Here is a 26,459-nt window from a genome sequence, read left to right as displayed (position 1 = left end):
AAACAAAAGCTAAAGATACATTTTTAAAGCGAAACCCAAATCCCGAAAGGGTTTATTATGGCAGAAAAAAACTTTTTTGAGCCCAAAAAAAGCTTAAATATTAAGGGTAGACTGATCGATTTAAGCAGCCCAAAAGTGATGGGTATTTTAAATATAACCCCCGATTCTTTTTACGACAATAGCCGCACAAAATCAATAGACGAGGCTTTAATCAAAGCAGCCCGGTTTCTTTATGAAGGTGCTACATTTATTGATATAGGAGGATACTCATCGAGACCAGGCGCAAAGGACATTTCAATCAATGAAGAAATAGACCGTGTGGTACCTGTGGTAGAAAGTTTGGTAAAAACATTTCCGGAAGCAGTCATTTCTATCGATACTTTCAGGGCAAAAGTTGCTCAGGAAACCATTTCTGCCGGCGCACACATCATTAACGACATTGCCGCAGGCGATATGGATGAGCAGATGTTCGAGACAGTAGCTAAGCTACAGGTGCCTTACATGATGATGCACATGCAGGGAACTCCTCAAAATATGCATCAAAATCCTGTTTATAATAATGTATTGCTGGAAGTAATCGATTACCTGGCGAAAAAAGTTGCGGCACTTAAGGCCCTGCGCGTCCATGATATAATCATAGATCCTGGTTTTGGCTTCGGAAAAACGACCGAACATAATTACGAGTTGCTCAGGCAAATGGAGGCTTTTAAAATTTTCAAATTGCCCATTTTAGTCGGTTTTTCACGTAAAGGAATGATTTATAAAACGCTTGGAACTTCAGCAGCAGAGGCCCTGAACGGAACTTCTGTACTTAATACCATTGCGCTGCAAAAAGGCGCAGGTATTTTAAGGGTACATGATGTTAAGGAAGCGGTAGAGTGTGTGCGGTTGGTGGAGAGGTTAGGTTGAGCGGCTGGCGCATAGCGGTTAGCGTTTCTGTACATCTATAATATTTTATCTACAATTAACAGCTTTAAACAATTAACCTAATATTGTAAACTGAAATCCGTTTTGCTATCTTGCCACTAATGAAAGGTTTTGATTTTGACTTCCTTAAAGTATCGCCAACTGATATCGTTGATATTATTTTGGTGGCCTTATTAATTTACTACGTTTATACCCTAATCCGCAATACACTAGCTGTTAACCTGCTTGTTGGAATGTTTATTATTACAGTTTTTTACTGGATAGTAAAGGCTTTACACATGGAGTTATTGACCGCAATCATAGAAAAGTTTATGAGCGTGGGGATTATTGCATTGATCGTAATTTTCCACCCGGAGATCAGGCGCTTCCTTTTACTGATCGGGAAAAATGCTTTTTTACAAAAAAATAAAGCGTGGTGGGGTTATTTATTTGGCCGGAAAGAAATTGAAAGGAATAATTTAACGCGAATAAAACCAATTATCGACGCCTGTAAAAGCATGAAGAAAACACGTACAGGGGCATTAATCGTATTCGTTAAATTTTACGACGAACAATTTTTTGCCAATAGCTGCGAATTTGTTGACTCCAAAATATCGAAACGTTTGCTGGAAAGTATCTTCCAGAAAAACAGTCCACTACACGATGGTGCCGTAGTGATCTCAGAAAACAGAATTAAAAGTGCCAGCTGTATTTTGCCTTTAACTGATAACGACCAGTTACCTTCCCAATTTGGATTAAGGCACCGTGCAGGTATTGGTGTTTCAGAAACAACTGATGCTGTTGCGGTAATTATATCAGAAGAAACCGGAGAAATATCATATGCCAAACAAGGAAGGGTAAGAATGAATGTTTCTTTCGGAGAACTGGAGAAGTTGCTGAATAAGGATTTTTAATGCACCGATTAAGGTGATTTTAAATGATTACACAGATAAGAGTGTTGTCATTCTGAACGCAGTGAAGAATCTCTAACTGAATACACGGAACCTTAAAATATAATAATACAGATCTAATTATTTACGTATATATTGTCTCTATTTAGATCCTTCATTGCATTCAGGATGACAAATTAACGAAACTCATAAATATAAAAAGGCGAATGTTTCCATTCACCTTTTCAATATAATTTTAAGAATCACCTATCGGTGTAAGCCAACAAGCTGTGATTAAATGTTAGCAATATTGTTCAAAAGCACCGATCAGGTTATCCGCAATCATCTGTGCTGGTCTGCCTTCAATCTGGTGGCGCTCGATCATATGAACCAATTTACCATCTTTAAACAAAGCCATTGCCGGAGATGATGGAGGAAAAGGCATCATATAATTTCTAGCCTGATCTACAGCTTCTTTTTCCATGCCTGCAAAAACAGTAACCAATTTATCAGGATGTTTTTCGTGTGCGGCTGCTGCGCGAGCTGCCGGACGCGCATTTGCTGCTGCGCAACCACAAACTGAGTTCACCACAACCAACACAGTTCCTTCGCCTTTAATAGCCTGATCTACGTCTGCTGCATTTTTTAACTCTTGAAAACCAACGTTAGTTAATTCCTTACGCATTGGCTCTACTAAATATTCTGGATACATTATCTTAGTTTTTATTTTACAATATCAATAGTACAAAAATAAGAAAATCGAATGGCATGCGCCATCCGATTTATATTTTTAAGGTAAAATTAATGATCTATTTCAAACCTTTGATAAAGTTATCAAACATTTGAGGATTAGTAATTGCTCCAGCTATCATTAATACAACGATCACGATAAATAACACACTTAAAATAGTCGCAATCATTCCGCAGATTTTACCTGCTTTTGCATTTTTATATGATGATTCTGTGTATAAACCCGGGTTAAGCTGATATTTTTTCATATCACCAGCACCTAATATCCATGCAATTACACCAAATATCACTCCAAATATCCCGTAGAAACAACAAGCTGGGATCGCTAAAATACCCAATACGAGAGAAGCTGTAGCATTTGGTAAGTTCTGCTGACCAAAACCTCCCCCTCCAAACTGGCCAAACGGTGGTGGCTGCTGAAATGGCGGCGGTTGTTGGAAAGGTGGTGGCGTTGCAGGTCCCTGATCAAGTGGCTGAAAAGGGGCTGGTTCGGGATTTTGATTCTTTGAAAGATCTATAGGTCTATTTTCTTGAGGATTTTCCTGTTCTTCTGACATAGGTATATTTAGATAAATTGGTGAGTGTATATTTTGTAAATGTAATTGATTAAAATAATTACTGCAACCCCTGCAAAAACGATTTTTATTAGCTGTGCACCAAACTTAAAATCAACCTTAAGATGCACAATGGTGAATATTATAACAAAGATAAGCGGGATTGTTGCAGGGTAAAACTTGAATGATGCGATTAAATCGCCACGAAATAATGCTAAAACTGAGCGTTGCAAGCCACAACCCGGACAATCGATCCCGAAATGGGTTTTAAACGGACAACTGAAAAGATGCTCGCCCAACCAGTCTAAAAAACTTTTATGTGGTTGAGCCATCTAAATCTATTATTTTTCCCTGGGCATCTTTCCAGACTTTATATTTTTCCAGGTCTTTGAGCACCTGCCTGTATACCAGATTTAAGATATAGATGTCATCAATGAAACCTAAAACAGGTACAAAATCCGGAATCACATCAATAGGAGATAAGAAATAAATCAGTCCTCCTAAAATGGCAATAATTGATCTTTTAGGAATTTCGGTATAATCGCCATTCACATAATCTTTAGATACCGCAAACAACAATACCAGTTTGGTCCAAACTCCTTCCAAATCACCTTTATTGGTTACCGCCTTACCAAGCGCATCTTTAATGGTATTGCTGGCTTTGGTTTTATCACTTAAGATTACAGAGGCTTTGCTTTGCGATTTCTTAAAAAATCCGAGTATTTTATCCCTATTCAGTTTCATAATTAATACTTTACAAATTAACGGCCAAAAGCATCATAATTGTCTTCCGCATATTTGGTAAAGCGATCTAATAACTTGATATTTTTATTTTCTATCGACGTTAAATCATCATCAACGTTGTTTTTAACAGGGACATACCATTCTACAGGATCGAAAAAATTTCTGAAAGTTGGTTTTTTAAAGACGTAACCATGTCTGGCGAAAATGGTATTTTTAATAATCTGTAAGTCTAATTTCCTTAAATTCTTTACATCGTCTTCTTTAAGCAGATTGGTAGAAGCATTTAATTTAAAAATCTGATCGGATGCACTTCTGTAAAAAGGATTAGCCTCGAGCGTATCTACTCTTCCATCTTCTGCTGTATCCACTCTTTTTATCATTTTATGCTCGCTCCAATCTACGTAGCTCGCTTCTGTGGGCAACATCAAACTTGCATTGTATTCGAATTTCTTTTTTAATAATTTAAATTCTTTTTCAGGCCATTTAAGCTCTTTATTATAGGCATTCCATTTGCCGATTAGGGTATCGCCAACCAGGGTAATTTCAAACTTCCCATCGTACTTATGGCTACCGGGTTCATCTAAAATAAAAGTGATTTTACTTCCATCTTCTGATAGTTTACCCAATAATGGCCGGCTGTTCCCCGCCACAACGCTCTGTGCAATTACGGTATCCTTAGTAATTTTTTTAATGTTGATATTCAGTTTATCTAAAGAACCCTGCATATCGCCATCATATTCCAACTCTTCTTTAGTGTAAAAATCGCCGACCCAAAAACCATAAAGTTCTTTATGTATTTCCTGTTGGGCTACCGTAGTATTTTTTGTGGTATTGGTTTTCTTAGTATCTCTACAGGATAACATCAAAAAAGGGATCAGCGCGAATAATAAGACTTTTTTCATTTATGTTTTTTTAATAGATTAAAGAATTTTCTTTTTAATCAGCCATTCGGCGATCAATAAATTGGGGATCCAGCCGAGCCAGGCAATAATCTGATAAACATCCATCGGTGCCGGGTGGAATAAATATACTAAAATAACTTTCCACAACCTTAAAGTGATGGCTGAAGCTGCCAGGGCAAAACTGCGGTACATAAACTTTTTATGGACCGTTACTTTTCTTTTCAAGATAAGCAAAATGGCCTTCAATGTAAACCAGAACCATAAAACTCCCAAAATAACAAATGAAGTTTTAGCTATTAAGCCTCCATTTGCAAAATAGCCCATAAAAATGCCAGATGGTGCAGCAAGGAACAATACAAAACCCGCGTATAAATAGCCTAACCATTTGTGTATCTTCGGATACCTGGATAAAATTTCAGGATTAAACTGCGTAAAACCAGCCAATAATATAAATATAGCACTGTAAACGTGCACATAAAATATAGGGAGATAAGCTTTGATATTTGATACTTCGGTTTGTTTAATTTGCAGAAAAGATACTTCACTACTCAGCGGAATGTAACGCAAAGTAATCTGCACCATCAGCATAAAAAAATAGGCAAAAAACAATAGCCAGGCCACCTGTTTATAGCTGATACTTTTCATCTATTTTTGATTAAAAAGCGTCAATAACTTTTTATCGAAAGCGATTGCAATCAGTTTATTGTTTACTACATCTTCTTCGTAAAGCTGTTGCTTTTTTGGGTCAAATACAAACCTCGCAAGAATAGGCATCCTATCGGCATAACTTTCGTGAAGGTTAAAATTATAGGTTTTTGAGTATTCCTGCGATGGATCGGTTTTAGGGTTAGGGCTACTCTCGAGCATAATACCATAAGATGTGCCACCATTTTTAACAATCCTTTCGTACAAGCCTTTAGTTAGCTGTTTGCAGCGCGGAGAAGTTTCTACAATTTTATAGGCAATCTGTGCCTTATGACTTTCCTTTACCTGAGCTTTTGATTGGTATATTGATGACGTCAGAATAAAAAAAAAGAGTAAATTCTTCATGATCGATTAACGTTAATAAATATAAAAAATATCAAACTAAACTTACAATTGACTTAAAAGGTCTTCGACAAACTAACATCTACAGACAACAGGATAGTCGTCATCTCGACCCGATAGTTATCGGATGTAGCGCAGCGAAATGGAGAGATCTATTTACCAAAGGTTATTGAAATCAAATTTAAAAGATTTCTTCACTGCGGTCGAAATGACGATATTTCGGGCCAATTCACCTTCTTTATCCATCTGCCGTTTATATTAATGTATACAATAAATATCCCTCAGACCAACACGCCTAAATGAGTTTTTTTTTAAAATTTAAGAAGATTTCATCATATCCAGAATATCATCAACATATTTTCGCTCATTAGCTAAACGTGGTACTTTATGCTGTCCGCCTAGTTTATCTTTTGCTTTTAACCAATTATAGAAAGTATTTGCGGGCGCATTATGTACTTTAGGACGGGCCAGTGCCATATCCTTAAAGCGTTTGGCATCATAATCGGAGTTTACTTCGCGGAGTGTATTGTCCATAATATCAACGAACTTTTCAAAATCGCTAGGCTGTTTATCAAATTCGATGATCCACTCATGCCCTCCGGCTTTTTCATCTTTAAAATAGATTGGTCCGGCGGTATAATCTTTTATTTCGGCACCAGTTTCCTGGCAGGCTTTAGTTAGGGCCTGTTCTGCATTATCAATAATCACTTCTTCGCCAAAAGCATTGATAAAGTGTTTGGTACGTCCTGTAATTTTAATGCGGTAGGGAGAAAGAGAAGTAAATTGAATGGTATCGCCGATCATGTAACGCCATAAGCCACCATTGGTAGAAATCACAATAGCGTAGTTTTTATGCAGTTCTACTTCGCCCAGCAACAAAGCCTTAGGATTCTCTTCTCCAATGTTTTCCATCGGAACAAATTCGTAGAAAATACCGTAATCCAGCATCAGCAACATTTCTTCTGAGTTATCCTGGTCCTGAATACCGAAAAATCCTTCGGACGCATTGTAAGTTTCCAGATAATACATGTCGGCGGACGGAATCAGCTGTTTAAACTGTTCACGATAAGGCGCGAAATTTACTGCTCCGTGGATATATAATTCTAAATTTGGCCAAACCTCCAGTAAATTTTGCTTTCCGGTAAGTTCCAGCACTTTTTTAGCCAATACGATAGTCCAGGTGGGTACGCCCGAAATACTGGTCACATTTTCATTTATGGTGGCTTCAGCCATTCTATCCATCTTGATTTCGTAATTGTCCATCAAAGCGATAGACATATCAGGCGTACGGTAATATTCAGCCCAAATTGGCAGGTTTTTAATCAGTACAGCCGATAAATCGCCATAAAAACAATCTTCGTTTAACTGGTTAACCTGATGGCTGCCACCTAAAACCAAACCTTTTCCGGTAAACATCTGGTTATCCGGGCGGTTATTGCAATAAATGGAAAGCATGTCCTTGCCACCTTTAAAATGGCATTCTTCCAAAGATTCCGGAGAAACCGGGATAAATTTACTTCTATCACTCGTGGTACCTGATGATTTTGCAAACCATTTGACATCAGATGGCCATAGGATGTTCTGTTCGCCATTAAGCATGCGCTCAATGTAAGGCTTTAAGGTATCGTAGTTTTGAATCGGAACACGCTCCTGGTATTGTTGTGGAGTTAAGATCGATTTATAATCGTACAACTTGCCCCATTCGGTATTTTCGGCACTATCAATCAAATTATGGAACCACTCTTCCTGAACATCATGGGGATATTTCATAAAAAGTTCGATCTGGTGGATCCGCTTTTTCATTAACCAGGTAAAAATTGAATTTACAAATGCCATCTTTAAATGTTAGAATTAACTGGCATCATGTTGCCACAGATTTTCACATCTGCCCCTTGGTTTAACGGGGATAAACAGAGATTTTTATACACAGTAAAATTTTATAGCTTTTGGTTTAACGTCGCAAATAGGCAACACTCTAATTTAAATATTGTTTGTTGAATATTATTAAACATCAAATTTCTTACGTTTCAATACGAAATTCGACCCTAAATACACTTTTCTAACCATTTCGTTTTCAGCCAAAACTTCAGGAACACCTTGTTCTAAAATTTTCCCTTCAAAAAGCAAGTATGCCCTATCGGTAATCGACAGTGTTTCCTGCACGTTGTGATCGGTAATTAAGATTCCAATATTTTTATGTTTCAGTTTGGCGACAATACTCTGAATTTCTTCTACAGCAATTGGATCTACCCCTGCAAATGGTTCATCCAATAAAATAAAATTAGGATTTGCGGCCAGAGCACGGGCAATTTCCGTGCGACGGCGTTCACCTCCTGACAATAAATCGCCACGGTTTTTACGCACTTTGTGTAAACTAAACTCGTTGATCAGTTCTTCGAGTTTATCTCGCTGTTCTTCCTTCGTCAATTTACTCATTTCCAAAATGGCCAGGATATTATCTTCTACAGTAAGTTTTCTAAAAACAGATGCTTCCTGAGCTAAATAACCAATTCCTTTTTGCGCCCTGCGGTACATCGGATCTTCGGTAATGTCTTCTTCCTCTAAGAAAATGCGGCCTTCATTTGGTTTGATCAAACCTACGATCATGTAAAAGGAAGTTGTTTTCCCTGCTCCATTCGGGCCTAAAAGTCCAACAATTTCTCCTTGACTTACGTTAAAGGAAACGTTGTTTACAACAGTACGCTGTTTGTATTTTTTGACCAGATTTTCGGCTTTTAATATCATATATTGATTGCTCCGTCATCCTGAATTTAGTTCAGGATCTTTCTAATTAGATGCTGAAACAAGTTCAGCATGACGAATTTATTTTATAGTTAATTAACTTTTATTCCTTTAATATTTAACTGCAAACGCTTCTTATCTTTCCATACGTTTTCTTCTAACGTATAACAAACCGAAAAAGGTACTTTTGGTTGTAAAAGGTTTTGAAATTCGGCCAGCCCGAAAGCAATGCCTTCAAAAATAGGCGAATTTTGTTGTTTTATATTAATTTTTAAATGATTTTGGCCAACTGCCATGGCATGCTGTGCGAGATATACGTTATGGGTAACAAATATAGGTGCCATATTTTCTGGCCCGAATGGCCCCATCTGTGATAAAACCCTGTAAAACTTGCCATCTATCTGCGCCAGTTCAATTTCGGCGTCAATCCTGATCATTGGTGTAAGCAGCTCTTCTGTGATGCTTGCTGCCACAATTTCTTCAAACTTATCAACAAAGGCATCTACATTGTGTTGTTGCATGGTTAAGCCTGCAGCAAATTTATGCCCGCCATACTGATCTAATAAATGAGCGCAACCACTTAAGGCCTCGTATAAATCAAAACCAACTACCGACCGGCAAGAACCTGCTACATGTCCGTTAGACTTTGTTAATACAATCGTTGGGCGATAATACTTTTCAGTTAAACGCGAAGCTACAATCCCGATAACCCCTTTATGCCAGTTCTCGTTAAAAACGACAGTCGTTTTTTTGTTAATCAGGATATCACTTTCGCCAATTAAAGCCAAAGCTTCACGGGTAATGTCCTGATCGTAGGTTTTGCGTTCTGTATTTTTAAGGTTGATGAGTTCGCTTTGCTCCAGTGAGTTACTATCTACCTGGCAGAGTAGCATAGCAACGGCATGTTTAGCGTGGTCTATTCTGCCAGCAGCATTAATCCGCGGACCTAATGTGAAAACCACATCAGTAATGGTATAATTTTCCGTTTTGCCTGAAACTTCCATTAAGGCCCGTAAGCCTTCGCAAGGATTGGAGTTGAGTTTTTTAAGCCCATAATAAGCTAAAATTCTGTTCTCCCCTACTACAGGAACGATATCGGCCGCGATGCTCACCATTACTAAATCAAGATACTGGAGGTAAGTTTCTTTTGCTAGTCCATGTTTTTGTGCATAGGCCTGTGCCAGTTTAAAACCGATCCCGCAGCCGGCCAGTTCTTTAAAAGGATATGGACAGTCTGAACGTTTAGGATCTAAAACGGCAATAGCCTGAGGCAGTTCATCTCCAGGTAAATGGTGATCGCAGATAATGAAATCGACGCCTAAAGTATTGGCATAATCGATTTTATCGATCGATTTTATTCCACAATCTAATGCTATAATTAACGAGAATCCATTTTCGCTAGCGTAGTCAATTCCAGCAGTAGAAATGCCATAACCTTCCAGGTAGCGATCGGGGATATAATATTCTATATTTTTAGTGAGCTGCGAAAAGAAACTGAAGGCCAGTGCTACAGAAGTTGTACCATCCACATCGTAATCGCCATAGATCAATATTTTTTCATGTGTTGCTAATGCAGTTTCGATACGGGCGATTGCAACATCCATATCCTTCATTAAAAAAGGATCATGAAGGTGATGAAGATCTGGTCTGAAGAAATCTTTCGCCTGATCAAAATCACAGATATTCCGCTGCACGAGGATCTGTGCAAGTGATCGGTCAATGTTAAGTTGTTCTGCTATTTTTGCTACCGTATCATCATTACAATCTGATGCCAGTACCCATCTTTTTTCCATTTATTCTGTCTCCGAACAGTAAATATACATTTTAATTGAATACGCTGGTGGTAAACTTTAATGTGCTATTGTACAAAGCATTTAAATACAAAAAGTTAGGTTTTACTTCGAAATACCTTTCTGCAATGAGAATAGCGAATGGGAAATTATAATTCAGAGGTTCAAGAGAGAAATTTAAATATGCTATTTTACAAAAAAAGGAAGTATCCAGGCTTTTACCAAAACAAATACTCAGGTTTAGATTGTTACCTTTGTATAAACATTAAAAGATTCATATTTTGCAAGTTCACACCCTCTTCGAAGGAACCTATTCGGTTGATGCATCAAAGAAATTTGTGCCTTTCGACCCTGCTATTCATAGTTATAAAGACAGACCTGCTTCATTATTCATCAATGTTCAGCCTTTTTTGGTTGAACTGAAAAACAACCTCGTACTTTTTGATACGGGTTTAGGTTTTAGTGATGACCACGGCGAGCTGATTTTACATAAAAATATCCGTAATGCAGGTTTCGATCCTACTGATATAACTAAAGTTTTAATGTCTCACTTACATTATGACCATTCTGGTGGCATGATCCACAAGCAAGGAAATGATAAAGTTGAATTAAGTTTTCCTGATGCAGAGTACGTGATTAACCGTGGAGAATGGGAAACGGCATTTAGCAGCACTTCATCGTCTTACCACACCGATATTTTCGATTTTGTACAACGTAATGCACAATTGAAGTTTGTTGAGGGCGATGGTGCATTGGATGAAACTATTGCTTACGAATTTACAGGGGCACACTGTCCAAATCACCAGGTTTTTCTTTTAACAGAAGGTAATCAAAAGGTATTTTTTGGTGGCGATGTTTTGCCTGAACCTGAAGAACTTGTTAAAAACTTTATTGCCAAATACGATTTCGACGGTCGCAAGGCGATGGAATTAAGAAAAGAATTTGGAAAGAGAGCAGCCGAAGAAAACTGGGAGTGTTTGTTCTACCATGGCAAAAGCGCCGCAACTGGTTTTGTTAATGTTGTTGAAGGCGGATTCAGGATTAGATAAGCCAACCCGTTTTTTACCACAAAGCACGCAGAGTTGCTTTTTTACCACAAAGGCCACGGAGAAAGGCACAAAGTACACAGAGCTGGGTACATATCTATACTTAAACTCTGTACCCCTCTGTGTTAAGCTCAATGCACTTAGTGGTAAAAACTTAGCGCCATTTCGCGGTTAAACAAAAAATAGCACCTTTTTTACCACAAAGGTCACAGAGCTGGGTACTTATAGCTATAGAGTCTCTGTGTTGCTCTGTGTAAAACTCAATGTACTCTGTGGTTAAAACTTTGCGCCACTTCGCGTTTAAATAAAAAATAGCACCTTTTTTACCACAAAGGTCACAGAGGAAGGGCACAAAGTACACAGAGTTGGGTGCTTATAGCTATAGAGTCTCTGTGTTGCTCTGTGTAAAACTCAATGTACTCTGTGGTTAAAACTTTGCGCCACTTCGCGTTTAAATAAAAAATAGCACCTTTTTCACCACAAAGGCTACGGAGAAAGGCACAAAGTTCACAGAGCTGGGTGCTTATAACTATAGAGTCTCTGTGTTGCTCTGTTTAAAACTCAATGCACTCGGTGGTAAAACTTAGCGCCCCTTCGCGTTTAAACAAAAAATAGCACCTTTTTTACCACAAAGGTCACAGAGGAAGGGCACAAAGTTCACAGAGCTGGGTACCTATAGCTATAAAGTCTCTGTGTTCCTCTGTGTTAAGCTCAATGCACTCAGTGGTAAAAACTTAGCGCCATTTCGCGGTTAAACAAAAAATAGCACCTTTTTTACCACAAAGGTCACAGAGGAAGGGCACAAAGTTCACAGAGCTTGGTACCTATAGCTATAAAGTCTCTGTGTTCCTCTGTGTTAAGCTCAATGCACTCAGTGGTAAAAACTTAGCGCCATTTCGCGGTTAAACAAAAAATAGCACCTTTTTTACCACAAAGGTCACAGAGCTGGGTACTTATAGCTATAGAGTCTCTGTGTTGCTCTGTGTAAAACTCAATGTACTCTGTGGTTAAAACTTTGCGGTTAAAAAAAAAGCCCCAACAAATGTCGAGGCTTTCCTTTTTCCGAGACGGAAATAATTATTTTTTAGCTACCAATTTAACAGTCAATTCGAAGTTATCGTCAATTGCTTTGTCGCCAATGCTATCGAAGAATGATTTTGAACCGTATTTGATGTCATATTTAGTTCTGTCTACAACGATTTTACCAGCTAAAGCTGAAGCTGTACCATCTGCATTAACAGTTACAGTTGCAGGGAAGCTTAATGGTTTAGTGATACCTTTGATGGTTAAATTACCTGTTACAGTTACATTAGCACCTGAACCCGCAACTTTAGTAATTACGAAAGTTGAAGTTGGGAATTTAGTTGTACCAAAGAAATCGTCTGCTTTTAAGTGTCCTTCTAATTTTGCGCTGCCATCAGCATCTTTAATTGAAGTCATATCGATAACAAAAGTACCACCAGTTACACTTTTACCATTAACGGCTAATGTACCTGATTGTAAAGCTACTGTTCCATTGTGAGAACCTGTTACTTTTTTACCAATCCAGGTGATGGTCGATTTTGCTGCATCTACAGTATAAGTTACTGGTTTGGTTGGGTTTTTAAAGGCTGACAATGCTACTACTGCCACTAATAAAAAAATTGAGCTAATTTTTAATTTCATTTTCTGGTTTTTTAAAATTTGATACAAATATAAATCAACTACCAATCTCTTGTCGTTGACCTATGTTAAGTTTTTTCAAAAATAATCTGATTTATTTAAAATCATTCTATTGACTGCAGGATTGTGTTAAGGTTTAATCTGTTTACTTTTTTATGTGAATAGAAAGGTAGAAGGCGGAAGGTTTAAGGTAGAGGGTTTTTGTGCTAAACCTAAAAAGGCATAGGATGGAAAGTTGTTCCAACCTCTAAATATTATCTCTTTCTCCAGCTAACCAATAGCTCGCCTGCTTCAACATCCAAAAATGTTGCTACATCAAACAGTCTTTTAATTGAAGGCTGAGCCGTATTCGTACACCAGCTTGATACGGTCTCCGGTGCAATTTTTAATGCATCAGCCAATTCTTTATTGGTAATCCCTTTTTCAGCTAGAGCGGCCTTTATTCTATTATAGTTGATTTTAGTCATAATTGATAGATAACCCAAATATAATATTTATAATAAGGTTAAAACATATAAAAAAGACCCATTACCTTACTAATGACAAATCAAATGCAGATACGTTATTCTTTTATACCCAACTTATCGATTTTTTAAATGCCAGTTATCTACAGGTGCAAAAGAGGTAACAGTTGCAATATTGGTTTACTTACAACCTTTCATTCCTAAACCTGACAGCAGCGGAAATCCTTTTTGTTGGCACTTACAGTAAAAGATTGCTTCGTCGTCCCTCCTCGCAATGACGATAATAGGGAATCTACAAAACAAAAAGATTGAAGCGAATGGCAGGACTGCACTCCCCTATGAAAAACCAACAATCATTTCCAAAAAAAAATCTGCAAGCTTTATGAAACTAATCCATAAAACTTGCAGATCAATATATTCGTGAAGACACGAACCTAGGCTCAAAATTTTTCTAAATAGATTGCCACGTCGTTCCTCCTCGCAATGACGATCGGGAGTAATTAAGGCGATGGAAAGGAAAACCTTAAACCCTCTACCTTCCCGCCTTCTACCTTATTAAGGAACGATCTCTTCCAAATAACTCTCAACAGGAGGGCATGCACAGATCAATGATCTATCACCATGACTATCGTTAACACGACCAACCGATGGCCAGAACTTACGCTCTAACACATAAGGAAGCGGGAACGCAGCAGTTTGACGGCTATAAGCATGATCCCATTCGTTAGCGGTAATTACCGAAACGGTATGTGGTGCATTTTTTAAAGGATTATCTACTTTATCCAAAGTACCGTTTTCTACAGCTGTAATTTCGTTTTTAATGGCAATCAAAGCATCACAGAAACGGTCTAACTCATGTTTAGGCTCTGATTCTGTTGGCTCAACCATCAAAGTACCCGCAACCGGGAACGAAACCGTTGGTGCGTGGAAACCATAATCCATTAAGCGTTTTGCAATGTCAGTCACTTCGATTCCGAAAGCTTTGAACGAACGGCAATCTAAGATCATCTCGTGTGCGCAACGGCCCTGAGCACCTGAATAAAGTACCGGATAGTGTTGCTCTAAACGCGCTTTCATATAGTTTGCGTTTAAAATAGCATATTTGGTAGCGTTAGTTAACCCTTCAGCACCCATCATCGCAATATAAGCGTGAGAGATAATCAGGATTGAAGCCGAACCCCAAGGTGCAGATGAAACTGCAGAAATAGATTTTCCTTTGTCGATATCAACCACCGCATGGCCTGGAAGATAAGGAACCAGGTGTTTAGCCACACCGATTGGACCCATACCAGGACCACCACCACCGTGAGGGATACAGAAAGTTTTGTGTAAGTTTAAGTGACAAACATCGGCACCAATATTGGCCGGACTTGTTAAACCAACCTGTGCATTCATATTTGCACCATCCATATAAACCTGTCCGCCGTTAGCGTGGATGGTTTCACAAATTTCAATAATGCTTTCTTCGAATACCCCGTGAGTAGATGGATAAGTTACCATTAAACACGATAGATTGTCTTTATGTAATTCGGCTTTAGCTTTTAAATCTTCTACATCAATGTTACCGTTTTCTAAAGATTTAACCACCACAATTTTCATATCGGCCATTGCCGCAGAAGCAGGGTTTGTTCCGTGTGCCGAAGCTGGAATTAGGGCCACGTTACGGTGGAAATCGCCTCTATCGTGGTGATAAGCACGAATAACCATTAAACCTGCATATTCGCCCTGAGCACCAGCATTTGGCTGTAAGCTCATTGCAGCGAAACCAGTAATTTCGCTTAACCATTTATCCAGTTCATTAAAAACAGAATAGTAACCCAATACCTGATCAGCAGGGGCAAATGGGTGAATGCGGCCAAAGTGAGACCAGGTAACCGGGATCATCTCTGCTGTCGCATTTAATTTCATGGTACAGCTACCCAAAGCAATCATCGAGTGGCAAAGCGATAAATCTTTTGCTTCTAATGATTTGATATAACGCAACATCTCGTGTTCTGAGTGGTGCGAGTTAAAAATTGGATGTGTTAAATAAGCCGAAGTACGTTGTAAAGCGGCTGGAATAACAGTTTCTACATTTTCTACCACCTCAACCTGATCTGCTGCGATAGCTTTAACCTTTGCAAAGATTTTAGCAATTAAAGCTACATCTTCGAAAGTGCTGGTTTCGTCGAACGAAATGGTTGCTACGTTACCAACATAGTTTAAGTTGATTTCGTGATCGATACATCCTGAATGGATACCGCCTTTTAAATCGCCTAAATCGAAACGAATGGTGTCGAAATAAGCAGAATTTAACTGCTCAAAACCTAGACCTTTTAAAGTAGAGGCTAAACTGATAGCCAAACCGTGTGTACGTTCTGCAATGGCTTTTAATCCTTTCGGACCATGGTAAGCAGCATAAAATCCAGCCATAATAGCCAATAATGCCTGTGCGGTACAGATGTTTGATGTTGCTTTATCTCTACGGATGTGCTGCTCGCGGGTTTGCAAAGCCATACGTAAAGCGTAATCGCCATGGCTATCAATGGTTACACCAATAATACGACCCGGGATATTACGTTTATATTCTTCTTTAGTTGCAAAAAATGCAGCGTGCGGTCCACCAAAACCCATTGGGATACCCAAACGCTGTGTTGTACCTACTACCACATCAGCTCCCCACTCGCCTGGAGGCGTTAACAAGGTTAAGCTTAAAATATCGGCAACTACGGTTAATTTAATATTTTGACTATGTAATGCCGATGCGAAAGCAGCATAATCAAAAACTTCGCCGTTTCCTGCCGGATATTGAACAATTGCGCCGAAAAATTCTTCGGTAGCAGTGAAATCTAAATGACTTCCGATAACCAGTTCAATACCATAAGGATTAGCACGTGTTTTTAAAATATCGATCGTTTGAGGAAAAACAAGTTCGGAAACGAAGAATTTTTTAGCTGCCTGATTTTTACGCAAACTGTATTGCATAAACATCGCTTCAGCAGCAGCGGTACCTTCATCCAATAAAGATGCATTGGCAATTTCCATTCCGGTTAAATCGATAACCATGGTTTGGAAATTTAACAAAGCCTGTAAACGGCCCTGCGCAATTTCTGCCTGGTATGGCGTATATTGTGTGTACCATCCTGGGTTTTCGAATACGTTACGTAAAATTACACCTGGGGTAATGGTATCATAATAACCTTGACCGATAAAGCTTTTGAAAACTTTATTCAACAATGAAGTTTGTTTTAAAGCACCAAGATATTCAGTTTCTGATTTTGCTGCAGGCAAATTTAAAGGCTGTTTTAACCTAATTGCCGTCGGGACAGTTTGTTCAATCAGCTCATCAATAGAATTTACGCCAACAGTTTGCAACATTTCGACTGTATCTGCCTCATTTGATGCAATATGACGATTTTGAAAATCTTCCTTGTAGTGGATATTTAAGCTCATGCGGTATGAATAATAAATTTGCGTGCAAAGGTAGCAAAAACGAAGCTGTATTTCACTATCAATCAGTGTAAAAAAGGCGTCTTATTTATACTTAAAAGCTACAAAATAGATAGATTTTATTAGCAAAAGCCAGGACAAACGTTTATTCAATTTTAAGCCAATATTTTGATTATTTGAAAGCGGTGGTTGTTCTAAAATTTATTTTGTCGCTATGGTTAACTTAAATCTTTTTGCATCAGTTGATCCGAATCAATAAGCAGCTGCAACGTAAAATATTAGCTACCAAAGCAAACGAAAAAAGCATTTTCTTAAATTTGAAAAGCATTTACCTACCCTATGCCCTTTTATGTCAACTTGCAAAAATAACGTCGCACTTTTAGTTCACGCCTGCGATAGTTATGAATTTCTTTATAAAGGTTTTGATTACACTTTCTCAGAAAACTGGGATTTTAAAATACCATGCAATTATTATTTCGCTACAGAAGAAAGAACCGCAGATGTGAGCGGCTTCGCAAACATCAAATCGGGCAAAGGCGAATGGGCTGATCGGCTGGTAACGCTTTTAAGCAATTTAGATGAAGAGTATATACTCTACTTCCAGGAAGATATGTGGTTAAGCAAACCTGTAAATCCTAAGTTCTTTACAGCACTGTTCGAACAGGCAATTGAAAACGATTGGCAACAGGTTAAACTCCATAGTTCTGGCGTTTACAAAACTAAAGGAACCATTAATTTTATTGAAGGATTTAATATTGCGGAGATCGATAACGAGGCGTCAAATTATTTAATGTCGCACCAGATTACCCTTTGGAAAAAGGATTTTCTGCTTGCGCAACTTTATAAAAAAGAACATCCCTGGAGGAATGAGCGTAAAGGCACTAAGAGATTGAAAAAATTAAACCCGCTTATTCTTCATGTCGATTATTTTGCAGAAAACGGCGCGATGGAAAACAACAACAATAGAAATCCATCGGAACGGAGCGAGTACTACGCAGTTTCATTTAACAGTACCTTAAATCACAATGCCGTTCGGTTTATCGAGGTGTTAAAGTCGGGTAGCCAAACTCAAAAAGACTATGCTGAAGAGATGCAAAAGCATTACGACAACAATTTAACCCATAATGGCAAGGAAAGGCCTAAAAAAGAAGATTTGTTTAAAAAGCTTAAAACCTTTATTCAAAAAAGTCTGGGCAGTTAACTTTTTATATCCATTAAGATTTTGGAAAGCAGTGGCTGTGCTAAAATTTAAGTCTGCTCCCGCCATTCGTTTCAATCTTTTTGAGATCCTATCAGCTTATTCAAGATTGCTGCAAACAAAAAGGATTTTCACTTCTGTCGGGTTTAAAAACGAAGGCACTACAAGACACAGAGGTTACAGTGCGCAATAGGCATTCCGTTTTTATCTTTGATCTTTCAGCTATAGTCCTTTTCTTACTTCTGCACTTTCCAGCCCTCATCTTTACTCAACTTTAATTTATACGTTTTGGTAATGAAGTTGCTGTTTTTGTTTGCGTCTTTATCAAAAGGTTCGAAATCAGTAGTGGTCATTTTAAGTGATACGGTAACCTTTGCTGTACTTGAGTTTACCTGAGCAAAATCGACTGGTTTCTCGTCTGATAAAACATATTCTACCACTTTTACAGTGGCCCTGTAGGCATCCTGTTTCAATACCAACGGACTTGCTTTATCGGTTAAAGTGATCTGATAAACGTAACTGCTATCTTTTGAAAGGAATTTCTTTTTGGCCTCTTTTAAGCTTAAAGTAACCAAACCTTTGCTCGCCAAAGATTTATATTTTCCCAGTTCGAACATATCGTTTGTACTGTTAAATTTCATCTCCCCAAATTTAAACCTGGTGGTTTTATATTCGGGATTGGCTTTTAAGTAGCTGGTAATCACTTCAGCTGCCTCATCCTGATTGATGGTGGTTTTGGTTTTACATCCGGCTAAGCCGATAATGATCAGGGATAAAATATAAATGGTAAGTTTTTTCATGTGTAAATGCTTTATGCTTTTTAAAGATATTTAATTTTTCAATAAGTCGGGTGTCCGAGGTCCGAAAGTCGGAGGATTATTTATCGTGTATTTCAACCTTACACCTTCAACCTTCCTACCTTCTATCTTTTTTAAGGTACTTCAGGTTTGGTAAAACCATCGCCGATAAAATTACCACAACACCAACCCACCTTAAAAATGAAACCTGCTCTTGCAATACAAACCCAGCCATCATTACGGCAACAGGTAATTCTGCAGCGCTTAAGATAGAACTAATGGCAGTACCAATTCTGGGCACGCCTTCAGCGTAAAATAAAGGCGGGATTACGGTACCGAAAACTGAGATAATTAAGCCCCATTTTAATAAGCTTCCACCTAAAGCACCGTTAAACAAAAATGCTGGTGGAAAAATTATAAAGATCAATATACAGGCACCAGTAATCATCAGGGCGCTTTTCTTTAGAGGAGCATATTCATTCCCGATTCTACCACTTAATAATAAAAAACCCGCATAACAAAGTGCAGCCAACAACCCAAAACCAATCCCTTTTAAATCCATACTTCCAATGCTGGTTTCTACCATTCCACTGGCTAAAACTGTACCACCCAGAACCAATAAAATAGCGGCTAATTGTAAGCCAGTAGGTTTCTTTTTAAAAATGAGGTATTCCATTAAAATACTCATCCAGATAAACTGCATCAATAAAATAATCGCTACCGAATTGGGTACCAGCTTTACACACTGATAATAAAAGATACTCACCAAGCCCGTACAGGTTCCTGCGATTATCATTTTCCACCAAGGTGTTTTAGCCGGAACCACTTTAGCCTTATTAGCTGCTGTTCTACTTTGAAAGAAAAACAACACCCATAAAATTAAGGCGCCGAAAAAAGCCTGGGCACCGGTAACATCACCCAAAGTATAGCCTTCATGGTAAGCGAGTTTTACAAAAGTAGACAGGATACCAAAACTACAGGCACCAAAAAAAACAAGGAGAATTCCTTTTAACATATTTATATTATCTAACCACAGAGAAAAAGAGTTTTTCACCGAGTACGCAGAGGCTCTGTTTCTCTGTGCACTTCTTAGTGTGATTTGTGGTTAAAAACTAAGCAAGTTGTTGTAAATATTTATGAACGGTTGTTTCTAAACCTAAATAAAGTACATCGCTAATTAACGCATGACCGATTGAAACTTCTAATAAACCTGGAATACTTTGAGCAAAATAATGCAGATTGTGCAGATCCAAGTCGTGACCGGCATTGATCCCCAAACCTAAAGTATTGGCATGATGGGCAGCCGCGATATAATTTACAATTGCTTTTTCCCGATCGGCAAAATAATTATGCGCATAGGCTTCGGTATATAATTCGATACGGTCTGTTCCGGTTTCAGCCGCGCCTTCGACCATTTCTACAACCGGATCAACAAAAACAGAAACGCGGATGCCTTCCTTTTGAAAAACAGCTACCATTTCTTTCAGGTAATCTTTATGCTTGATGGTATCCCAACCATGGTTCGAAGTAATCTGACCCTCCGCATCGGGCACCAAAGTAACCTGGGCAGGTTTGTTGGCCAAAACCAGATCAACAAATTTATCTTCTTTGCAATTTCCTTCAATATTAAATTCTGTCGTTATAACAGCCTTTAAATCGTAAACATCCTGATAGCGGATATGGCGTTCATCAGGCCTTGGATGCACGGTAATTCCCTGCGCACCGTAACGTTCGCAATCTAATGCAACCTTAACCAGATCAGGATTATTACCTCCGCGACTGTTGCGAAGTGTAGCAATTTTATTGATATTAACCGATAACTTTGTCATGAAGCAAAGATAAGGCTTTGCCTTTGTTAATCTTAAACCTTAAAAAAATTTGACTTTTTTTTGCTCATATTTGCTTCTTGTAAATGAACTTAAAAGATACAACATTATATAAATACCTGATCGTTTTACTTGCAATTGCGAGTATACCAGCACTTTTTGGCGGCGTGATGGAGCCCGATGGCGCATTGTATGCTTCCATGTCTAAAAACATTATTCTGTTCAAAGATTGGTTTAATCTTTACGGCCGTGGAGCCGACTGGCTGGATAAACCCCACCTCACTTTTTGGATTTCTGCAGCATCCTTTAAAATTTTCGGAATATCGTCCTTTGCCTATAAATTACCATCATTTCTATTCGGTTTATTGGGTGCATGGTATTTATACAAGTTAGCTAAAGATATATACGATGAAAAAACCGGGTTAATCAGTGCGGTAATTTTTCTGAGTGCCTTACATATCATCACCTCTACTTTTGATGTTAGGGCCGAAATTTACATTACAACTTTCACGTTAGCATCTATTTACCATTACTATAAGGCACATCAAAATTCTTTCTGGCACCTAGTAGCAGGTTCATTTTTTGCGGCCTGTGCAATATTAATCAAAGGAATTTTTGTATTGATTCCTGTATTTGCAGGCTTTATTATCTACTGGTTGCTTACAAAACAGTACCATCAGCTTTTAAAACCAAAATGGTATATCGCCATCCTTTTGATTTTTGTTTTTATTACCCCTGAGTTGTATTCGCTTTACACGCAATTCGATCTGCATCCCGAAAAAATTGTTTTCGAAAGGACTGGTGTTTCGGGTTTAAAGTTTTTCTTTTGGGACAGTCAGTTTGGGCGTTTCTTTAACAATGGGCCAATTAAAGGCAAAGGGGATATTTCGTTCTTCTTGCATACCACCCTTTGGGCATTCCTCCCTTGGTCTGTACTATTTTATACGGCCGTAGTAAATCTGTTTAAAAGAAAAAATAGAATTGCTTTAGCTCCTGAAAGCATTATGATCTGGGCAAGTGCAGCGGTTACTTTTCTGATCTTTTCTCTTTCTAAATTTCAGTTGCCGCATTACATCCTGATCATCTTTCCCCAGTTTTCGATCATAACTGCCTTGTACCTAAGGAAGCTTGACAGCAAAGGCTTAAAAATCTTCTTCATTATACAGAACATCATTTTCATATTGGTTATTGCTCTGCTTTCTGCACTTGCTTATTTCTTTGGTTTTGAAAACCCATATTTAATTATTGGGGTCCTGATTGTTATTCTCGCCATCTCTTTCTTACTATTTAAAGGCATTTTATTGGAAACCATCATTACCAGAAGTGCATTTTTATCTGTGGGATTAATGATATTTCTATTCATTTTTTTCTACCCTGCCCTTTTAAAATATCAATCGGGGATGCAGGCAGGTAATTGGTTAAAGCAAAATTATCCTACCGCTAAACCTGCAGTATTAAATTATATAGATGCCTTTTCTTTTGATTTTTATGCCCCGGGAGAAGTAAAATATCTGCATAATTATAGTGATCTCGACAAATCAAAGCATCTAAAAGATTTAGTGATATACATTCCGGAACAGGAATTAGCAAAACTAAAAAGCGAGTACAATGCTGAAATTTTAAAATCGTTTGAATACTTTCATACTACGAAACTGACGGGTAAATTTTTAAATGCCAAAACACGTCCACAGGTTTTAGAACATTTTTATCTGGTTAAAATACATTAACATGGATTTATTCTTCCGCATCTTAAAATTTGGATTAACGGGTTTCCTCGGGATGGCGATAGATTTCGGCGCGACATGGCTGTGCAAAGAGAAAATCAAGATCAATAAATACATTGCTAATGCCATTGGTTTTACTTTAGCCGTAACCAATAATTATCTCATTAACCGGATATGGACATTCGAAAGTACCAACACCCATTGGGCAACTGAATTCAGTAAATTTTTAGTGGTGAGTTTAATCGGCTTGGGTTTAAACACCTTCATCATTTACCTATTCCATCAAAGGAAAAACGGAACCAACTTTTATGTGGCGAAGTTTTTTGCGATTGTAATTGTTTTTGTTTGGAATTTTTTGGCGAATATGTTATTTACTTTTAGGTAGGTTTTCACCATTAAGGGCATTAAAGAAATTCGAATGAATTAAGCTTCGTTATTATTTTGACCACCTTAGTCACCTGAGAGCATTTAAGTTTAATGATGCAGGAGAACTCACCTTAACTTCTTAATGATAAAAAAATATCACCATTAAGGGATGAAGGACACTAAGAAAAAAATAGAATGATTGCTGCAGGATCTATGCAATTCGCACAACTCAATAAACCACCTAAGAAACATTTTTACCAACAAAATATATCACAACAAGCCATATTAATCCTTTAATCAGGAAGAATAAAAACCCAACCAGCCCCACCCGCTTAAACCATAATTTTGCTTTTTCTTTGTTCATGGCGATGTTTGTAAAGATAACGGATTTGCGTTAAATTAGAAAGATTTTAAATAAGGAAATATGAAATTATCTAAACGTTTGCTCATCACTATTTTTTGCAGCTGCTTTTTCTGCATTCAAATTTTTGCGCAAAATTTTGAAGACATTAAACGCTACAAGGTAAGTTATGCTCTGGCAACACGTACTAATGAGAAGTTGATTGCACTTAGAAGTTTTTCGGCAAATAACCATAAATATCTATTGCTGGTGAATCCTGAAACTTTAGATACTAAAGTAGATCTGGCCAGTAATTATGCCACAAGCAGCTTAAAGTTCCAAAATGTATTAGCGATTTTTAAAAATACGGCTTATATAAAATCAATAGAAGCCGCAGCAGCTAAAGATTTACAGCTTCAAAATGCGGGGATCGACCATGCCATTCCGAACGAAAAGGGAATTACCTTAACGATCGATCTTTGTCCTTCGCATAAGGCTTTAGACCGGATTATCTTCCAATCAGTTTTCTACGAATTTAAAAAGATAGAGCTGCCCGCCCCGCTTGCGGTTTCCGTTTCAGGTAAATGGATGCTAAAACATCAGGATGACCTGAATTGGTTAAAAAGTTTAGTAGAGAAAAAAGAATTGAATATTACCTGGGTAAACCATACTTATAACCATCAGGTAAATAAACTGCCATTAGCCGAAAATTTTCTGTTGGCTCCTGGAACCAATTTAGATGTAGAAGTACTGGAAAACGAAAAATTAATGTTAAAAAACGGCTTAACCCCTTCGGTATTTTTCCGTTTTCCGGGATTGGTATCAGACAAGGCAATAGTCGGAAAAATTGAAGCTTATGGATTAATCCCTATTGGAAGCGATGCCTGGCTGGCCAAAGGACAGCAACCTAATGCAGGCAGCATTGTACTGATCCATGGCAACGGGAATGAAGAAATTGGTGTAAAAGATTTTATCCAGTTGCTAAAAACGAAACAAGCTGATGTGAAGAATAAACAATGGTTGCTTTTCGATTTGAGAGAGGGTTTGGAAAAGGAATTTGAATAATTTATCTCATTTTTAACCGCAAAGGACGCTAAGAAAGGCGCAGAGTTCACAAAGATCGCACAATAAATTGACCACAAACGCACAAAGAACACAAGGTTGGGTTCAGACCGTTTTTAAATCAAACTTAGCGGCCCTTTGCGGAAAACTTTGCTTTCTTTGCGGTAAACCCACTATTTTTTAACTGGCAATAACTTTATTTCTTTTGCTTTAAAGCGGTTGTTTACGATTTCGCCGGTAACTTCTGCTTTACTTACCGCATTGCAAAAACCATGTTTACCATGGGCATCGCCAAAATCATCAATGCCTTTACCATCTACAAAATAAGGTTTGCCATCAATTTTAACTGACAATTCGCAATCTTTACCTTTCATTTTAAACTGACATTCGCCACAGGCAATATCGACCACTTGTTTGGTTACCACTTTTGCAGCCACAGTTTTTTGAGGTGTGGTTTGGGCATTTACAGCAACTGAAAATACACCAAGTAAAACGGCAAATATTAACTTTTTCATTATTTTAGTTTTGTTAAATTTAGGATTTTAGCGTTAAAAGAACCACACACTTTGTAAAATAAACCTGATAGAAATGAAAATCCTTTTTGTTGTCATTCTGAGCGTAGTCGAAGAACAACAAAAAGATTGGAATGAATAGCAGGACTGATGCCTGCCAAGAGCACTAAACGTACGTTTTCAAAAAAACACCTAAAAACACCCCGCCTTACAGGCACCCCTCTGGGAGAGGGGAATAAAAAAAGGGATATGCAAATCTGCACATCCCTCTTCGTAATATCGACTTCAGACTTTATACTGAAGACTCAGGACTAATACCTGTATGTATCTGCCTTGAAAGGACCTTCAACCGGTACGCCGATATAATCAGCTTGGTGTTGATCCAAAACATCTAATTCTACACCGATTTTTTCTAAGTGTAAACGGGCAACTTTTTCGTCTAAATGTTTAGGCAAAGTATATACTTTGTTTTCGTAAGCACCAGTGTTTGTCCAAAGCTCTAACTGAGCCAAAGTTTGGTTGGTAAACGAGTTACTCATTACAAAACTTGGGTGACCAGTTGCACAACCTAAGTTAACCAAACGACCTTCAGCAAGAACGATTACGTCTTTACCATCAATGGTATATTTATCAACCTGAGGTTTAATTTCAACTTTGGTATCGCCATAAGCACCGTTTAACCAGGCCATATCGATTTCGTTATCGAAGTGACCGATGTTACAAACAATCGCTTTATCTTTTAATGCCCTGAAATGTTGCTCGCGAACGATATCACAGTTACCTGTAGTAGTTACCACGATATCAGCTTCTTTAATCGCTGTAGCTAATTTTTTAACTTCGTAACCTTCCATTGCAGCCTGTAAAGCACAGATTGGGTCAATTTCAGTTACAATAACACGTACACCTTGTGAGCTTAACGATTCTGCTGAACCTTTACCCACATCGCCATAACCACAAACAACAGCTACTTTACCAGCCATCATTACGTCAGTAGCACGACGGATCGCATCAACCAATGATTCACGACAACCGTATTTGTTATCGAATTTAGATTTAGTAACCGAATCGTTAACGTTAATTGCAGGTAAGTGCAATGTTCCGTTTTTCATTCTTTCGTATAAACGGTGAACACCAGTTGTCGTTTCTTCTGATAAACCTTTAATTGCTGCAATCAACTCAGGGTATTTATCAAAAACCATATTGGTTAAATCGCCACCATCATCCAAAATCATGTTTAATGGTTGTTGTTCCGGACCGAAGTGTAAAGTTTGCTCAATACACCAGTCGAATTCTTCTTCGTTTAAACCTTTCCAGGCATAAACCTGAATACCCGCAGCAGCAATTGCAGCCGCAGCGTGATCTTGTGTGGAGAAAATATTGCAAGATGACCAGGTAACTTCAGCACCAAGGGCCACTAATGTTTCGATTAATACAGCCGTTTGGATGGTCATGTGCAGACAACCTGCAATACGCGCACCTTTTAACGGTTGTGTTGGACCGAATTCTTTACGTAAACTCATTAAACCTGGCATTTCTGCTTCGGCTAATCCGATTTCTTTACGGCCCCATTCTGCCAGTGAAATGTCCTTAACTTTGTAAGGGATATAGGTTGTCTCTACTGATGACATAATTATTTGTTTTTAAATGTGATGCAAAGTTACGGCATCCCTTTGTGAAAGCCAAATAATTAAAAGAGCAAGCTGGTTTG

Annotated in this window: 26 protein-coding genes; 7 read left to right on the top strand and 19 right to left on the bottom strand. The window is 38.1% G+C overall.

The window, feature by feature from the left end:
• Positions 1-57 precede the first annotated feature (57 nt).
• Positions 58-909: a dihydropteroate synthase gene (gene folP, locus KYH19_RS23940; protein ID WP_219077048.1), complete on the top strand. Its 852-nt coding sequence runs from the start codon at positions 58-60 to the stop codon at positions 907-909.
• 119 nt (positions 910-1,028) lie between these two features.
• Entirely contained in the window at positions 1,029-1,820 is a 792-nt protein-coding gene (gene cdaA / locus KYH19_RS23935; RefSeq protein WP_121287783.1) for a diadenylate cyclase CdaA, read from the top strand.
• Positions 1,821-2,097: 277 nt separating this feature from the next.
• Here cdaA and KYH19_RS23930 read toward each other — a convergent pair whose 3' ends face one another.
• From KYH19_RS23930 to recJ, 10 genes are all read right to left on the bottom strand, one after another.
• A complete protein-coding gene (locus KYH19_RS23930; protein ID WP_025145566.1) occupies positions 2,098-2,508 on the bottom strand; it encodes a BrxA/BrxB family bacilliredoxin in 411 nt (136 codons plus the stop codon).
• Between the two features lie 97 nt (positions 2,509-2,605).
• On the bottom strand, positions 2,606-3,103 hold the full coding sequence (locus tag KYH19_RS23925) for a CCC motif membrane protein (RefSeq protein WP_207908514.1): 498 nt from the start codon (positions 3,101-3,103) through the stop codon (positions 2,606-2,608).
• An 8-nt stretch (positions 3,104-3,111) separates the two neighbouring features.
• The gene (locus tag KYH19_RS23920; RefSeq protein ID WP_219077047.1) at positions 3,112-3,432 is read right to left on the bottom strand and encodes a DUF2752 domain-containing protein; all 321 of its coding nucleotides are present in this window, start codon (positions 3,430-3,432) and stop codon (positions 3,112-3,114) included.
• Entirely contained in the window at positions 3,416-3,844 is a 429-nt protein-coding gene (locus KYH19_RS23915) for a YkvA family protein (protein WP_219077046.1), read from the bottom strand. The genes KYH19_RS23920 and KYH19_RS23915 overlap by 17 nt, the downstream gene beginning before the upstream one ends.
• A 17-nt stretch (positions 3,845-3,861) precedes the next feature.
• Positions 3,862-4,746, bottom strand: a complete 885-nt coding sequence (locus tag KYH19_RS23910; protein WP_219077045.1) for a YARHG domain-containing protein — start codon at positions 4,744-4,746, stop codon at positions 3,862-3,864.
• An 18-nt stretch (positions 4,747-4,764) separates the two neighbouring features.
• On the bottom strand, positions 4,765-5,391 hold the full coding sequence (locus KYH19_RS23905) for a DUF2306 domain-containing protein (RefSeq protein ID WP_255562516.1): 627 nt from the start codon (positions 5,389-5,391) through the stop codon (positions 4,765-4,767).
• On the bottom strand, positions 5,392-5,796 hold the full coding sequence (locus tag KYH19_RS23900; RefSeq protein ID WP_219077044.1) for a hypothetical protein: 405 nt from the start codon (positions 5,794-5,796) through the stop codon (positions 5,392-5,394).
• Between the two features lie 315 nt (positions 5,797-6,111).
• Positions 6,112-7,629, bottom strand: coding sequence for a GH3 auxin-responsive promoter family protein (locus KYH19_RS23895; protein WP_219077043.1), 1,518 nt, complete (start codon positions 7,627-7,629; stop codon positions 6,112-6,114).
• A gap of 168 nt (positions 7,630-7,797) precedes the next feature.
• Positions 7,798-8,538 (bottom strand): LPS export ABC transporter ATP-binding protein, encoded by a 741-nt coding sequence (gene lptB, locus KYH19_RS23890; protein WP_090502159.1) that lies wholly within the window; start codon positions 8,536-8,538, stop codon positions 7,798-7,800.
• A gap of 89 nt (positions 8,539-8,627) precedes the next feature.
• A complete protein-coding gene (recJ, locus tag KYH19_RS23885; protein WP_219077042.1) occupies positions 8,628-10,328 on the bottom strand; it encodes a single-stranded-DNA-specific exonuclease RecJ in 1,701 nt (566 codons plus the stop codon).
• Between the two features lie 278 nt (positions 10,329-10,606).
• On the opposite strand from recJ, the gene KYH19_RS23880 reads away from it, so the two are divergent.
• The gene (locus KYH19_RS23880) at positions 10,607-11,374 is read left to right on the top strand and encodes an MBL fold metallo-hydrolase (protein ID WP_219077041.1); all 768 of its coding nucleotides are present in this window, start codon (positions 10,607-10,609) and stop codon (positions 11,372-11,374) included.
• 1,074 nt (positions 11,375-12,448) lie between these two features.
• On the opposite strand, the gene KYH19_RS23875 is transcribed toward KYH19_RS23880, so the two are convergent.
• The 3 genes from KYH19_RS23875 to gcvP form a co-directional block, all read right to left on the bottom strand.
• On the bottom strand, positions 12,449-13,036 hold the full coding sequence (locus KYH19_RS23875) for a YceI family protein (protein WP_219077040.1): 588 nt from the start codon (positions 13,034-13,036) through the stop codon (positions 12,449-12,451).
• Between the two features lie 251 nt (positions 13,037-13,287).
• Complete coding sequence (locus KYH19_RS23870) at positions 13,288-13,500, bottom strand: helix-turn-helix transcriptional regulator (RefSeq protein ID WP_121287773.1); 213 nt, start codon at positions 13,498-13,500, stop codon at positions 13,288-13,290.
• Between the two features lie 552 nt (positions 13,501-14,052).
• A complete protein-coding gene (gene gcvP / locus KYH19_RS23865; protein ID WP_219077039.1) occupies positions 14,053-16,929 on the bottom strand; it encodes an aminomethyl-transferring glycine dehydrogenase in 2,877 nt (958 codons plus the stop codon).
• Between the two features lie 346 nt (positions 16,930-17,275).
• On the opposite strand from gcvP, the gene KYH19_RS23860 reads away from it, so the two are divergent.
• Positions 17,276-18,127, top strand: a complete 852-nt coding sequence (locus KYH19_RS23860; protein WP_219077038.1) for a hypothetical protein — start codon at positions 17,276-17,278, stop codon at positions 18,125-18,127.
• 233 nt (positions 18,128-18,360) lie between these two features.
• Here KYH19_RS23860 and KYH19_RS23855 read toward each other — a convergent pair whose 3' ends face one another.
• The 3 genes from KYH19_RS23855 to KYH19_RS23845 form a co-directional block, all read right to left on the bottom strand.
• On the bottom strand, positions 18,361-18,924 hold the full coding sequence (locus KYH19_RS23855) for a hypothetical protein (RefSeq protein ID WP_219077037.1): 564 nt from the start codon (positions 18,922-18,924) through the stop codon (positions 18,361-18,363).
• A 115-nt stretch (positions 18,925-19,039) separates the two neighbouring features.
• Complete coding sequence (locus tag KYH19_RS23850; RefSeq protein ID WP_219077036.1) at positions 19,040-19,936, bottom strand: DMT family transporter; 897 nt, start codon at positions 19,934-19,936, stop codon at positions 19,040-19,042.
• A 97-nt stretch (positions 19,937-20,033) separates the two neighbouring features.
• The gene (locus KYH19_RS23845) at positions 20,034-20,750 is read right to left on the bottom strand and encodes a pyridoxine 5'-phosphate synthase (protein ID WP_219077035.1); all 717 of its coding nucleotides are present in this window, start codon (positions 20,748-20,750) and stop codon (positions 20,034-20,036) included.
• 83 nt (positions 20,751-20,833) lie between these two features.
• Here KYH19_RS23845 and KYH19_RS23840 point away from each other — a divergent pair, with 83 nt between their 5' ends.
• Both KYH19_RS23840 and KYH19_RS23835 read left to right on the top strand, forming a co-directional pair.
• Positions 20,834-22,474, top strand: a complete 1,641-nt coding sequence (locus KYH19_RS23840; RefSeq protein ID WP_219077034.1) for a glycosyltransferase family 39 protein — start codon at positions 20,834-20,836, stop codon at positions 22,472-22,474.
• Between the two features lies 1 nt (position 22,475).
• Positions 22,476-22,856 (top strand): GtrA family protein, encoded by a 381-nt coding sequence (locus tag KYH19_RS23835; protein WP_132404032.1) that lies wholly within the window; start codon positions 22,476-22,478, stop codon positions 22,854-22,856.
• Between the two features lie 222 nt (positions 22,857-23,078).
• Here the strand turns inward: KYH19_RS23835 and KYH19_RS24305 are convergent, their stop codons facing one another.
• Positions 23,079-23,201: a hypothetical protein gene (locus KYH19_RS24305; RefSeq protein WP_255562515.1), complete on the bottom strand. Its 123-nt coding sequence runs from the start codon at positions 23,199-23,201 to the stop codon at positions 23,079-23,081.
• 60 nt (positions 23,202-23,261) lie between these two features.
• On the opposite strand from KYH19_RS24305, the gene KYH19_RS23830 reads away from it, so the two are divergent.
• Entirely contained in the window at positions 23,262-24,242 is a 981-nt protein-coding gene (locus KYH19_RS23830) for a polysaccharide deacetylase (RefSeq protein WP_219077033.1), read from the top strand.
• A gap of 170 nt (positions 24,243-24,412) precedes the next feature.
• On the opposite strand, the gene KYH19_RS23825 is transcribed toward KYH19_RS23830, so the two are convergent.
• Complete coding sequence (locus KYH19_RS23825; RefSeq protein ID WP_132404038.1) at positions 24,413-24,754, bottom strand: DUF6370 family protein; 342 nt, start codon at positions 24,752-24,754, stop codon at positions 24,413-24,415.
• A 308-nt stretch (positions 24,755-25,062) separates the two neighbouring features.
• On the bottom strand, positions 25,063-26,379 hold the full coding sequence (gene ahcY / locus KYH19_RS23820) for an adenosylhomocysteinase (RefSeq protein ID WP_132404041.1): 1,317 nt from the start codon (positions 26,377-26,379) through the stop codon (positions 25,063-25,065).
• Between the last annotated feature and the right edge of the window lie 80 nt (positions 26,380-26,459).

It is taken from the genome of Pedobacter sp. D749 (assembly GCF_019317285.1).
In the GTDB taxonomy this organism is placed as follows: domain Bacteria; phylum Bacteroidota; class Bacteroidia; order Sphingobacteriales; family Sphingobacteriaceae; genus Pedobacter.
The sequence above is the reverse complement of the archived record's forward strand: the minus strand, read 5'-3'. Positions and strand labels throughout refer to the sequence as shown.